The organism is Cupriavidus sp. 01T418 (assembly GCF_056398885.1).
In genome coordinates this window covers 65,794-78,509 of record NZ_JBFTQG010000033.1, presented here as the reverse complement: position 1 = coordinate 78,509, position 12,716 = coordinate 65,794, and the positions used below count along the sequence as shown (strand labels likewise).

Sequence of the window (12,716 nt, the reverse complement as noted above, 5' to 3'; positions counted from 1 at the left end):
TTCGCTGCCACCATTCCGAGCACGGAGCGGGTGGCCGACATGATTTCGATGGCCGCACGCGAGTGCTTCAACGGCGCTCCCGGCCCGGCGTACCTGGAGATCCCGCGCGACGTGCTCGACCGCGAAGTCGACCTCGCGCGCGCGGTGATCCCGCGCCCCGGCCACTATCGCGCTTCCACCAAATCGATCGGCGACCCGCGTGATATCGAGCGCCTGGCCGACATCCTGGTCAATGCCGAACGCCCGGCCATTCTCTACGGCCAGCAGGTCTGGACCGCGCGCGGCCACGAGCAAGCCATCGCGCTGCTCAAGGGCCTGGATATTCCCGGCTACTTCAACGGCGCCAGCCGCGGCCTGCTGCCACCGGGCGATCCGCACCACTTCGACCGCACCCGCACGCAGGCCTTCGCCAATGCCGACGTCCTGATCATCGTGGGCACGCCGTTCGACTTCCGCATGGGTTACGGCAAGCGCATCAGCAAGGAACTGACGCTGGTGCAGATCGATATGGACTACCGCACGGTCGGCAAGAACCGCGACATCGACCTTGGCCTGGTCGGCGACCCCGGCGCCATCCTCGGCGCGGTGCTGCAGGCCGCCAGCGGCCGCATCAAGAACGACAAGCGCCAGGCGCGCCGGAAGTGGATGGGCCAGCTGACCGAAGCCGAGGCTGTGGCCACCGAAAAGCTGATGCCGCTGTTCCGCTCGGAAAACACGCCGATCCACCCATACCGCGTGGCCTATGAACTCAACGAGTTCCTGTCGGACGATACGGTCTATATCGGCGACGGCGGCGACGTGGTGACCATCTCCGCGCAGGCCGTACGCCCGCGCCGTCCCGGCCAGTGGATGGATCCGGGCGCGCTGGGTTCGCTGGGCGTCGGCACCGGCTTTGCCATTGCCGCCGGGCTGGCCAACCCGAACAAGGAGATCCTCTGCTATTACGGCGACGGCTCCTTCGGTATGACCGCCTTCGACATGGAGAGCGCCAACCGTTTCGGCGTGCCCTACCTGGCGGTGATCGGCAACAACTCGGCGATGAACCAGATCCGCTACGGCCAGCTCGCCAAGTACGGAGAGGCGCGCGGCAATGTGGGCAACCTGCTGTCGGACGTGCCGTTCTCCAGGTTCGCCGAAATGCTGGGCGGCTACGGCGAGGAAGTGCGCGAGCCGGGCAAGATCGCCGGCGCGCTGCAGCGCGGGCGCGAGGCGGTCCAGCGCACCGGCAAGTCGGCCGTGATCAATATCTGGGTGGACCCGCGCGAGTACGCACCGGGCACCAAGAACCAGACCATGTACAAGTAACCCGGTGGTGAGGAGACAAGACCATGAACAAGGCACTGGACGGTGTGCGGATCCTGGACATGACCCATGTGCAGGCCGGCCCTTCGGCCACCCAGCTGATGGCATGGCTGGGGGCTGACGTGATCAAGGTGGAGTTGCCGGGGCGCGGCGACATCACGCGCAGCCAGCTGCGTGATGTGCCCAACGCCGACAGCCTGTACTTCACCATGCTGAACTCCAACAAGCGCAGCCTCACGCTCAATATGAAGACGCCGGAAGGCAAAGCGTTGCTGGAAGACCTGGTACAGCGCTGCGACGTGCTGGTGGAGAATTTCGGCCCTGGCGTGCTGGATCGCGCGGGTTTCGACTGGGACCGCCTGCAGACGCTGAACCCACGGCTGGTCTACGCGTCGATCAAGGGCTTCGGCCCGGGGCCGTACGCGGATTGCAAGGCCTATGAGAACGTGGCCCAGTGCATGGGCGGCTCGGCCAGCACCACCGGCCCTAGCGAGGGCCCGCCGACTGTTACCGGCGCGCAGATCGGCGACTCGGGCACGGGCGTGCACTGCGTGGTGGGTATCCTGGCTGCGCTGCTGCAGCGTGAGCATTCCGGGCGCGGGCAGCGGGTGGAAGTGGCCATGCAGGACTCGGTGCTCAACCTGTGCCGGGTCAAGCTGCGCGACCAGCAACGCCTGGCCGCCGGGCCGATGCGCGAGTACCCCAACCAGCAGTTCGACGACTTCGTGCCGCGCGCCGGCAACGCCTCGGGCGGCGGCCAGCCCGGCGCGGCATTGCGCTGCGCCCCGGGCGGCGCCAACGACTATGTCTACGTCATCGTCCAGCCGCAAGGCTGGGAGCCGCTGATGCGCTTGTGCGGACGGGAGGACCTGATCACCCACACGCAGTTCGCCACGCCGGAAGCCCGCCTCAAATGCCTGCAGGAGTGCTTCTCCATCATCGAGAAATGGACGCGCACGCGCACCAAGTTCGAGGTGATGGAGGCGCTCAACGAGGTCAACGTCCCGTGCGGGCCGATCTTGTCGATGAAGGACCTGATCGAGGACAAGTCGATGTACGAGCGCGGCTACCTGGTGGAACTGGACCACCCGGAGCGCGGGCAGTACGTGCAACTGGGCTGCCCGATCACGCTGTCGGCATCGCCGGTGCAGGTGGAGCGCTCGCCGCTGCTGGGCGAGCACACCGAGGAGATCCTCGACTGGCTGGGCCGCACGCCCTCGCAGATCGAAGCCTTGCGCGCCGCGGGGGCAGTCTGATGCCCTGAGCATCCCCGCGTACGCCAGTCACTTCCTGAACCGAGTCTGCAAGCCGCCGGCCCTCGCGTTTCGCGCGAGGGCCGGCTCACGCCCAGGCATTCCTTGAACAGATGGAGAGACCTGACATGGCACACAACAAGGACGAACAAGGACGCGGCGCGGAAGATCCTGGGCACTTCGCTCGGTGTCGGCTCGATGAAGGACGGCGCCGTGGTGGAGGTGGTGGAGGTGGCGATCGAGTGTATCGGCGCACCTGTCATTCGCATGCGTCACATGCGCGGATGAGCGGCGGGTAGGTGACGGGTAAGCAGAGGGTAAGCGGGCCAGGGCGCGGGCGCAGCAAATGGAAGGGGCGCTTTCCCGCGCCCCTTCCGCTTGCCGTGTCGTTTCGCGCTATCGATATTTCAGTTGGTTTTCTGCCCCATCGCGCGCAGGTACTCGCACTTCTTGTCGAGGATCAGGCGGCTGAGGAAATCGGCATCGTAGGCCTTGAGCAGATGGGCATGGTACTGCTCGATATAACGCGCGATCCGGCTCTGTTCGCATTCGATGCCGCACAGCCACGCGAACATCTCGCTGTCCCAGCGAAAGCGCAGGCCAAGCTCGATGAAGGCGGCGTTGTAGGCTGTGAGTTGCGATTCGTCGTTGATGCGCTGCGCTGCGCCGTCGGCCTGGGTTGCAGGGCTGGCTTCGAACTGGACCTGGTTCATGATCGGACTCCTCGGGCTGCTATCAAAAGTGGGCCTGAGTTGAGGATAGGGTTGCCGATCAATTAACGATAATTAAAGTTCAGGTTGATATCCATAACCTATTGATTATGGTTCCGTTTCTTCTTGATCAGCCTGTCCACGCCGGTGATGCGCTGGATCAGGTTCGCCCCTTCTTCCATCAGGAATTGCTTGAAGGCGAGCGCCACGGGCGGCAGCCGCTTGTTCTTGCGATGCACCACATACCAGTTGAGCATCACCGGGAACCCCTCGATATCCAGCACCGCGAGATTGCCTGTCTGCAGTTCCAGTCCCACGGTGTGCGCCGACAGGAAGGCGATGCCCATATTGGCGATGACCGCCTGCTTGATGGTTTCAGTGCTCTTGATCTCCATGGCGATACGCATGTTGGACAGCCGCCCGGCGAAACCTTCCTGCATGGAGTTCCAGGTGTCGGACCCTTTTTCGCGCGCAACGAAGGCCTCGTCGGCCAGCGCCGCGAGCGGGATGTTGCGTTCGCCGACCAGCGGGTGGTCGGGTGCGGCCACGATGACATAGGGGTGGGGGGCGAACGATTCGCTCACGGTGTCCATGCCTTCCGGCGGGCGGACCATCACCGCCAGGTCGGTCAGGTTGCTGGCAAGCTGGTGCAGCAATTCCTCGCGATTGTGCACCGCAAGATTGAGCGTCACGCCGTCATGCCGCTGCATGAACTCCGCCAGCAATCGCGGGAAAAAGTAATCGCCGGCACTGATCACGGCCACATTGAGCCGCCCGCCGGAGATTCCTTTGAGTTGCGACATGGCCTCTTCCGCTTCACGGAATTGCTGCATGATGCTGCGGCTGTAGTGCAGCATCTCGATGCCGGCCGGCGTGAGGTAGATCTTCTTGCCGAGCTGTTCGAACAACGGCAATCCGACATGGCCCTCGAGCTGCCGCACCTGTGTCGATACCGCCGGCTGCGTCAGATGCAACTCTTCCGCTGCCCGCGAAAAGCTCAGGTGCCGGGCGACCGTCTCAAAAACCTTAAGCTGGCGCAACGTGGCGTTCTTCATGCACTCGTCCGTCCAATGTATAAAGGATCGTCAATGATGATAATAAAAAACTTTATGCTTGGCCGTACTTAGTTTGCATTAGCATCAATCCAGATGCACGTGCCGCAATGTCAGGCGCGCTCAATCAAGTAGTGACCAAGGGCTTCCCCCCTCACGGAGAAGCCTATCCGTCGCGCCGCAGAGCGCGATACGCACTATTCAGGAGACACGACATGGCGCATGACGATATGGCGGCCGCGGGCCATTCGGGCTGGCTACACAATCGCTGGTTTCAACTGGCGATCGGCGTGGTTTGCATGGGGCTGGTAGCCAACCTCCAGTACGGCTGGACTTTATTCGTGACACCAATGAATGCCAAGCACCACTGGGGCGAGTCGGCGATTCAGGTGGCCTTTTCCATTTTCATCGTGACCGAGACCTGGCTGGTGCCGCTGGAAGGCTGGCTGGTCGACAAGATCGGGCCGCGCCCGGTGGTCGCGGGTGGCGCACTGTGCGCGGGACTGGCCTGGGTCATCAATGCGTATGCAACGAGCCTGCCGCAGCTTTACCTCGCGGCGGTGATTGCCGGCATTGGCGCCGGCGGCGTCTACGGTACTTGCGTGGGCAACGCGCTCAAGTGGTTCCCGGACAAGCGCGGCCTGGCTGCCGGGCTGACCGCCGCCGGTTTCGGCGCGGGCTCGGCGCTTACCGTGATTCCCATCGCCAACATGATCCAGCGTGCCGGCTACGAGCAGGCCTTTATCACCTTCGGCATCCTGCAAGGCGTTTGCATCCTGCTGATGGCCTTGCTGCTGGTCAAGCCGCGTCCGCCTGTCGGCGCCGTGGCCGCCAAGGCGGTGCTGACCAACCCCATCGCCTTTACGCCGGGGCGCATGGTGAAGACGCCCGTGTTCTGGGTCATCTATGCATCCTTCGTGGCGGTAGCGGCGGGCGGCATCATGGCCACCGCGCAACTGGGGCCGATCGCACGGGACTTCGGCTTTGCCTCGATGCCGGTGACGATGCTGGGATTTACGCTGCCGCTGCTGACCATGACGCTGTCGATCGATAACCTGTGCAACGGCCTGACGCGGCCGCTGTGCGGATTCATCTCGGACCGCATCGGGCGCGAGAACACCATGTTCTTTATCTTTATCGGCGAGGGGCTGTCGCTGCTCGGCTTGATGGAGTTCGGCCGCGACCCGTACTGGTTCATGACGTTCGCGGCGCTGACCTTCCTGTTCTGGGGCGAGATCTTCTCGATCTTTCCGGCGCTGTGCGCCGATACCTTCGGCAGCAAGTTCGCCTCGGCCAATGCCGGCACGCTGTACACCGCCAAGGGCACGGCCGCGATGCTGGTGCCGCTGGCCTCGGTCCTGTCGGCGCGGGGCGGATGGGACGCGGTCTTTACGGTGGCGGCGGCCGTGACCATTGCCGCCGGCTTGTCCGCCAAGTTCGTGCTCGCCCCGATGCGACGACGCTTCATTACCGGGCATGTCGAATCCCTGGCGCCGGCGGTCGACAGCACGGCTTGCCTGACGGGACTCTCTCCCGGCAAGACCGACTGAATCCCCAGCCGGGCCCGGACCGCGTCAAGCGAATCCGGGCCCGATTGCCATCACGATGCGCCGCGCCGGGCCGCTCAAGACGGTTCGCGCCACATGCTCACAGAAGGGGTCATCTTGAATATTTCACTTCCGCAACTCAAAGCCTTCGCCGCCGTCGCGCGGCAAAAGAGCTTTACCCGCGCCGCGGCCGAGCTTGGACTCACCCAGTCCGCCATCAGCCGCAGCGTGCGCGAACTGGAAGACGAGATCGACCAGCGCCTGTTCGATCGCACCACGCGCCAGGTCGAACTCACCGATGCCGGCGAGCATTTGTCGCAGCGTATCTGTCACCTGATCGAGGAGGTCGAGCAGACGCTGCGCGAGAGCCACGGCACTGGCAGGCCGTGCCAGGGCACGGTGCAGATCGCCTCCGATCCCGTGCTGTCGTCGATGTCGCTGCCTGGCTGGATTGCGGGTTGCCGCTCGGCCTGGCCGGGTATCGGTATCTGCGTGAAGGACCGGTCGCATGAGTCCGCGCTGCAATGCGTGCGCACTGGCGAAGTGGACTTCGGCATCTCGACGAATCCGGAGGCGGGCGACGATCTGTATTGCGAGACGCTGTGTTCGGATCCGTTTCATGCCGTGCTGCCGTCGCAGCATCCGCTGGCATCGCGCGAGTCGGTAGGGTGGGGCGATCTCAATGGTGCCAACGTGTTGATGCTGGACCAGTATTCGGGAATCCAGTCGGCCGTGGAGCAGGCATTTGGCGTTTACCACGTGCGGGCGGGGTCGTCGCAGGTGCTGGGGCATTTCGCCGCGATCTTCGGCATGGCGGCGCTCGGGCTGGGCATCGGCATCGTGCCGTCGCGCGCGCATTCGGCGGGCGTGGACCCCGCCGCGGTCATGCGTCCGCTGCGGCCGCAGGTGACATCCTCGGTGATGCTGGTGCGGCGCAAGAACCGTTCGCTCAAACCGAACGCCGCTGCCATCTGGGATGTTTTGCGGGGGATGGAATATGAGCAGACGTTGGTGGCGCGGGTGGGCTAGGGTGAGGCTCCCCGAGCGAGGTGCAGAGGGGCCTGGCAGGGACTGTTGCGCGGGTGCGAAATTTCTTTTGATATATCACATACAGAATATTTACAGATAGTGCGCTGCAGCATATAATGAAAACTCCTACTCACCATCCTCCCTGGAGTTTTTTGATGGACAGCGCTCTTCTTCCCGGCCTCGCCTTTGGTCTGCTTTCCCTTGGCATCGGCGTTACCTTCCTGATCGCCACCCGCGTGCCGACCCCCGTGCTGGTCCGCGCCCAGGAGCACGGACGCTTTACCGGACTTGGCGCGGCACAGGAAACTACCGGTGTTTGCCGTGCCGCTCCTGCCGCTGCCGGCGTGAACGTGAAATCTCAATTGGCCCGCGCCTGATGTTCGCGTGGTGCGATCGGCAGAGCCCGGCTGCCGATCGCTGCTGCCATGCTTTAGTTGAACTCCTGCCCTGCTAGTCAGACTTTCGGCCTGTTTGCAGAGCCCCCGGGGACCAGTTTTCCCATCCTTTCTATCCAGCGTTCGATCGATCTCCTGGCGTGCTTGCGCCTCTGCGCTCCTCTGCCCTGAAGGACTGGGATACCGCGCGGTGCCGGAGGCACCTTGCCTGAGGCGCATTTGTCCGACAGCGGCGTACGGCAGCGGCGTACCTATGCCTGGCGGGAACAGGGATATCATCGAGGGCAAAGTCCCTTCCACCCGCCATGCTGGCCGGTCCGGCGGGACAAGACAAAACCAGAGCCGCGGGCAAGCGCGCCAGGCGCTTGCCCCATTGCCTTTCGGTACCCACAAGAGACAGCCACCGAGATTGCCATGAACCAGGTCGTCGTTGCCATTGCGGTCCAGGATATCGGCAAGCAGCGCAAACGCCGCCAGCCCAAGGGCCGGCAGGCCGATCCGGCCGCGCTGGCCGAGGTAAGAGCCTTGCTTGGCGACGCCTCCCGCCGGCGCGACCTGCTGATCGAGCATCTGCACGCCATCAACGACCATTACGGCCAACTGGCGATCCCGCACCTTGTGGCGCTGGCGCAAGAGATGCGGCTGTCGCAGGCCGAGGTCTACGAGGTGGCCTCTTTCTATCATCATTTCGAGGTGGTGCGCGAGGACACGGATGGCGCTGTGCAGCCGCCGCCCGCCCTGACGGTGCGTGTGTGCGAGGGCATTGCCTGCGAGCTGGCAGGCGCCCGCGACCTGCTCGCCAGGCTGCCGGATCTGCTGGGCAGCGAGATCAGAGTGTTGGCGGCACCGTGCATCGGCCGGTGCGAGCGAGCGCCAGCCGCGCTGGTCGGACAGAACCCCGTGGATGCCGCCAGCGCGCAAACCATTGCCGATACGGTGGCCGCTCGCGCGGTGCGGCATGAACCCGAAGCCTATCTCGGCTACGACGCGTATCGCGCGCAGGGCGGCTACGCATTGCTGCGTGCCGTGGCCGCGGGCGAGCGCGATACGCAAGCCGTGTTGCGCACGATGGAAGATTCCGGCTTGCGCGGCCTGGGCGGCGCGGGTTTCCCCGCCGGACGCAAATGGCGCATCGTGATGGCCGAGCCCGCGCCGCGCCTGATGGCGATCAACCTGGACGAGGGCGAGCCGGGCACCTTCAAGGACCGCGTTTACCTGGAGCGGGATCCACATCGTTTCCTGGAGGGCATGCTGATCGCCGCCGCGGTGACCCAGGTCTCGGCGATCTACATCTACCTGCGCGATGAGTACGCCGGTTGCCGCGCGGTGCTTGGCGAGGAATTGCGCCGCCTGCATGCCGACCCGCCGGTGCCGGGCCTGCCTGAGATCCAGCTGCGGCGCGGCGCGGGCGCGTATATCTGCGGCGAAGAGTCGGCCATGATCGAATCGATCGAAGGCAAGCGCGGCATGCCGAGGCTGCGTCCGCCTTACGTGGCGCAGGTCGGCCTGTTTGGCCGGCCCACGCTGGAGCACAACTTCGAAACCCTCTACTGGGTGCGCGAGATCCTGGAAAAGGGCGCCGGATGGTTTGCCGCGCAGGGGCGCCACGGTCGGCAGGGCTTGCGTTCCTTCTCGGTGTCGGGGCGGGTCAGGCGGCCGGGCGTGCACCTGGCGCCGGCGGGCATCACCGTCAGGGAACTCATCGAGGAATACTGTGGCGGCATGCAGGATGGCCACGCTTTCTACGGCTACCTGCCGGGCGGCGCCTCGGGTGGCATCCTGCCGGCGTCGCTGGGCGATATCCCGCTGGACTTCGATACGCTGCAACCCTATGGCTGCTTTATCGGCTCGGCGGCCATCGTGGTGTTTTCGGAGCAGGACAGCGCCGTTGCCGTTGCGCGTAACCTGATGCATTTCTTCAAGCATGAATCCTGTGGACAGTGCACGCCATGCCGCGTGGGCACCGCCAAGGCGCTGGATGTGATCCGGCAGCCGAAGTGGGACGTGGCTGCGCTGGCTGATTTGTCCGCGGTGATGCGCGACGCGTCGATCTGCGGGCTGGGGCAGGCCGCGCCCAACCCGGTGGACTGCGTGATCAAGTACTTTCCCCAGGAACTGGCCTGAGCCGCGAGGACGATATGAACGCACTGACCCGCGCCGAACGTGCGCAAGTCGCAGCTTCCTCGGACACCAAGGTGACGTTTCGCCTGAATGGCCGGGACGTTTCCGCAAGCCCGGGCGAGAGCCTGCTCAAGGTGGCGCAGCGCGAGGGATTCGCCGTGCCGCACCTTTGCTACAAGGACGGGCTGGACACCGCCGGCAACTGCCGCGCCTGCATGGTGGAGATCAAGGGCGAGCGCGTGCTGGCGCCGTCATGCTGCCGCTATCCTGCGCAGGGCATGGAAGTGGAGACCGGCTCCGAGCGCGCGGTGCGCGCGCAGCGCATGGTGCTGGAGCTGCTGCAGTCCGACATGCCCGAGGCGCACTACACGCGCGACAACGAACTGGATCAGTGGTCCGCCCGGCTGGAAGTCGGCAAGCCGCGCTTTGCGCCGCGCGCCGCCGTGCCGGCTGATTTGTCCCATCCGGCCATCGCCGTCAATCTCGATGCCTGCATCCAGTGCACCCGCTGCGTGCGCGCCTGCCGCGACGAGCAGGTCAATGACGTGATCGGCCTGGCCTATCGCGGCGACCATGCCGCGATCGTGTTCGACATGGACGACCCGATGGGCGCCTCGACCTGCGTTGCCTGCGGCGAGTGCGTGCAGGCCTGTCCGACCGGTGCGCTGATGCCCGCGCGCGACGCCGCGCTGCCGGTGCCGGATCGCCAGGTGGCGTCGGTCTGCCCGTACTGCGGGGTGGGTTGCCAGCTCACCTACAACGTCAAGGACAACCACATCCTGTTTGTCGAAGGGCGCGATGGGCCGGCCAACCAGAAACGGCTGTGCGTGAAGGGCCGTTATGGTTTCGATTACGCGCAGCATCCGCACCGGCTCACCGTGCCGCTAGTGCGGCGCGAAGGTGTTCCCAAGCAGGGCGATTTCGTGATGGATCCCGAACACGTGATGGACGTATTCCGCGAAGCCAGTTGGGAAGAAGCGCTCGCGCTCGCGGGCGGCAGGCTGGCGGACATCCGCGATACGCACGGCAAGCGCGCGCTGGCCGGCTTCGGTTCGGCCAAGGGGAGCAACGAGGAAGCTTACTTGTTCCAGAAGCTGGTGCGCACCGGCTTCGGCAGCAATAACGTGGATCATTGCACGCGGCTTTGCCATGCCTCGTCGGTCGCGGCGCTGCTGGAAGGGATCGGCTCGGGCGCGGTTTCCAACCCGGTGATGGACGTCGCGCGCGCCGAGGTGGTGATCGTGATCGGAGCGAATCCGAGCGTCAATCATCCGGTGGCGGCGAGTTGGATCAAGAACGCAGTGAAGAACGGCACCAAGCTGATCGTGGCCGATCCGCGCCGTTCCGACCTGGCCCGCTTCGCGCATCGGTTCCTCCAGTTCCAGCCCGATACCGACGTGGCGCTGCTCAATGCCATGATGCATGTAATCGTGGCCGAAGGGCTGGTCGACGAAGCCTTCATCGCCAGCCGCACCATCGGCTACGAGGAACTGCTGCGCAATGTGGCCGCCTACAGTCCAGAGGCGATGGCGCCGGTCTGCGGCATCGATGCCGAGACCATCCGCTATGTGGCGCGCATGTATGCCACGGCCAAGGCCTCGATGATCCTCTGGGGCATGGGCATCTCCCAGCATGTGCACGGCACCGACAATGCCCGCTGCCTGATCGCGCTGGCGCTGATGACGGGGCAGATTGGCCGCCCCGGCACCGGACTGCATCCGCTGCGCGGGCAGAACAATGTGCAGGGCGCCTCCGATGCCGGCCTGATTCCGATGATGTACCCGGACTACCGGCGCGTCGACGATCCCGAGGCCGTCGCGCATTTCGAGTTGCTTTGGGGCATGCCGCTGGACCGCCAGCCGGGGCTGACCGTGGTGGAAGTCATGCAGGCGATTGAACGCGGCGAAGTGCGCGGCATGTACATCATGGGCGAGAACCCGGCCATGTCGGATCCCGACGCCCGGCACGCGCGCAACGCGCTGGCGTCGCTGGACCACCTGGTGGTGCAGGATATCTTCCTGACCGAGACCGCTTATCTGGCCGATGTGGTGTTGCCGGCGTCGGCGTTTCCCGAGAAGACCGGTACGTTCACCAACACGGACCGGACGGTGCAGCTTGGGCGCCAGGCCATCGATCCGCCCGGACAAGCGCGCCAGGACCTGTGGATCATCCAGCAGATGGCGGCCAGGCTGGGGCTGGACTGGCAGTACGCAGGCGTGGCCGACGTGTTCGAGGAGATGCGGCATGCCATGCCCAGCATTGGCGGTGTCACCTGGGAGCGCCTGCAGCAGGAGGATGCCGTTACCTATCCCTGCCGCGCCGAAGGCGATCCCGGCGAGCCCGTGATCTTCACCGACGCGTTTCCTACTGCGTCGGGCAAGGCCCGCTTCGTACCCGCCGACATCATTCCCGCGGCAGAACGGCCCGACGAGGATTACCCGACGGTGCTGATCACCGGCCGGCAACTGGAGCACTGGCATACCGGCAGCATGACGCGGCGCGCCGGCGTGCTGGACGCGATCGAGCCGGAGCCGGTGGCGCTGGTGCATCCGCTCGACCTGGCCGCCATGGACGGCAAGCCCGGTGATGTCGTCACGCTGGTTTCGCGCCGGGGGCAGGTATCGCTGTTTGCACGGGCTGACGATGGCACCCCGCGCGGCGTAGTGTTCGTGCCGTTCTGCTACTACGAAGCGGCCATCAACAAGCTGACCAATGCGGCGCTCGATCCGTTCGGCAAGATTCCGGAGTTCAAGTACTGCGCAATCCGCATGACGCTGGGCGGGGAGATGCCGACGCAGTCCAGTTATGGAGGCGGGCAGATTCTCGCGGGCACGGCGCAATAAGCGGGGAAGCTGTAGGGTGGCAGGCCATCGGCAAGCTGGTGCTGGAAGGCTTCCAAGGCGAGGCACCATGCGCTGCGGCCCTTGGCCGGGCGGGCAGGGGGCGCCGTTGTCGGGGTGGTATGCCCCTGGCGCGTGCGGAGCTCTATTTTTTGGTTAATAAGCAATTAACCGCCAAAAAATTGCCCCAACCACCAAAAGTGGGTATGTGATACGTCACATACCCACTTTGTTGGCAGGAATGTGAGGCGAGCTTGGCAGCGTGGATGGCAAGCGCCGCGCGTGCGTTTGGCCGTTCAGATGACGGCTGCGCGGGTGGGTTGACCTTCTTGCATGGGGCAGAATAGAACGACCGGTCGGTTTGTCAAAATCTTGTTAGTGCGCTCTCGTCAACCTTATTTCGGGTTGTTCGTTATGTCACCACGGAGGCAGATAATTGTGCGGTATTGGACCTATTGACGGGCGCG

General features: G+C 64.8%; 10 protein-coding genes. 8 read left to right on the top strand and 2 right to left on the bottom strand.

Translation table 11 applies throughout. From position 1 onward, the window contains the following. The 3 genes from AC1DQ3_RS25870 to AC1DQ3_RS25860 all read left to right on the top strand — a co-directional run. Window positions 1-1,305 (top strand): thiamine pyrophosphate-binding protein (locus AC1DQ3_RS25870; RefSeq protein ID WP_477123009.1); only part of this gene is annotated, 1,305 nt, incomplete at its 5' end. 23 nt (window positions 1,306-1,328) lie between these two features. Then, window positions 1,329-2,558, top strand: coding sequence for a formyl-CoA transferase (gene frc, locus AC1DQ3_RS25865; protein WP_477123008.1), 1,230 nt, complete (start codon window positions 1,329-1,331; stop codon window positions 2,556-2,558). Between the two features lie 102 nt (window positions 2,559-2,660). Further along, entirely contained in the window at window positions 2,661-2,843 is a 183-nt protein-coding gene (locus tag AC1DQ3_RS25860) for a hypothetical protein (RefSeq protein WP_477123014.1), read from the top strand. Window positions 2,844-2,962: 119 nt separating this feature from the next. Here the strand turns inward: AC1DQ3_RS25860 and AC1DQ3_RS25855 are convergent, their stop codons facing one another. Together AC1DQ3_RS25855 and AC1DQ3_RS25850 are read right to left on the bottom strand one after the other, a co-directional pair. Then, the gene (locus AC1DQ3_RS25855) at window positions 2,963-3,268 is read right to left on the bottom strand and encodes a LysR family transcriptional regulator (RefSeq protein ID WP_477123007.1); all 306 of its coding nucleotides are present in this window, start codon (window positions 3,266-3,268) and stop codon (window positions 2,963-2,965) included. 98 nt (window positions 3,269-3,366) lie between these two features. Further along, complete coding sequence (locus tag AC1DQ3_RS25850; protein ID WP_477123006.1) at window positions 3,367-4,320, bottom strand: LysR family transcriptional regulator; 954 nt, start codon at window positions 4,318-4,320, stop codon at window positions 3,367-3,369. 212 nt (window positions 4,321-4,532) lie between these two features. On the opposite strand from AC1DQ3_RS25850, the gene oxlT reads away from it, so the two are divergent. The 5 genes from oxlT (at window position 4,533) to fdhF (ending at window position 12,252) form a co-directional block, all read left to right on the top strand. Further along, window positions 4,533-5,867: an oxalate/formate MFS antiporter gene (gene oxlT, locus AC1DQ3_RS25845; RefSeq protein ID WP_477123005.1), complete on the top strand. Its 1,335-nt coding sequence runs from the start codon at window positions 4,533-4,535 to the stop codon at window positions 5,865-5,867. Window positions 5,868-5,981: 114 nt separating this feature from the next. Further along, window positions 5,982-6,893 carry a LysR family transcriptional regulator gene (locus tag AC1DQ3_RS25840; protein ID WP_477123004.1) on the top strand — a complete coding sequence of 304 codons (912 nt, stop codon included), beginning with the start codon at window positions 5,982-5,984 and terminating at the stop codon, window positions 6,891-6,893. 116 nt (window positions 6,894-7,009) lie between these two features. Next, window positions 7,010-7,270, top strand: coding sequence for a hypothetical protein (locus tag AC1DQ3_RS25835; RefSeq protein ID WP_477123003.1), 261 nt, complete (start codon window positions 7,010-7,012; stop codon window positions 7,268-7,270). Between the two features lie 432 nt (window positions 7,271-7,702). Then, the gene (locus AC1DQ3_RS25830; RefSeq protein ID WP_477123002.1) at window positions 7,703-9,412 is read left to right on the top strand and encodes an NADH-ubiquinone oxidoreductase-F iron-sulfur binding region domain-containing protein; all 1,710 of its coding nucleotides are present in this window, start codon (window positions 7,703-7,705) and stop codon (window positions 9,410-9,412) included. A gap of 14 nt (window positions 9,413-9,426) precedes the next feature. Next, window positions 9,427-12,252 carry a formate dehydrogenase subunit alpha gene (gene fdhF / locus AC1DQ3_RS25825; RefSeq protein ID WP_477123001.1) on the top strand — a complete coding sequence of 942 codons (2,826 nt, stop codon included), beginning with the start codon at window positions 9,427-9,429 and terminating at the stop codon, window positions 12,250-12,252. Window positions 12,253-12,716: the final 464 nt, after the last annotated feature.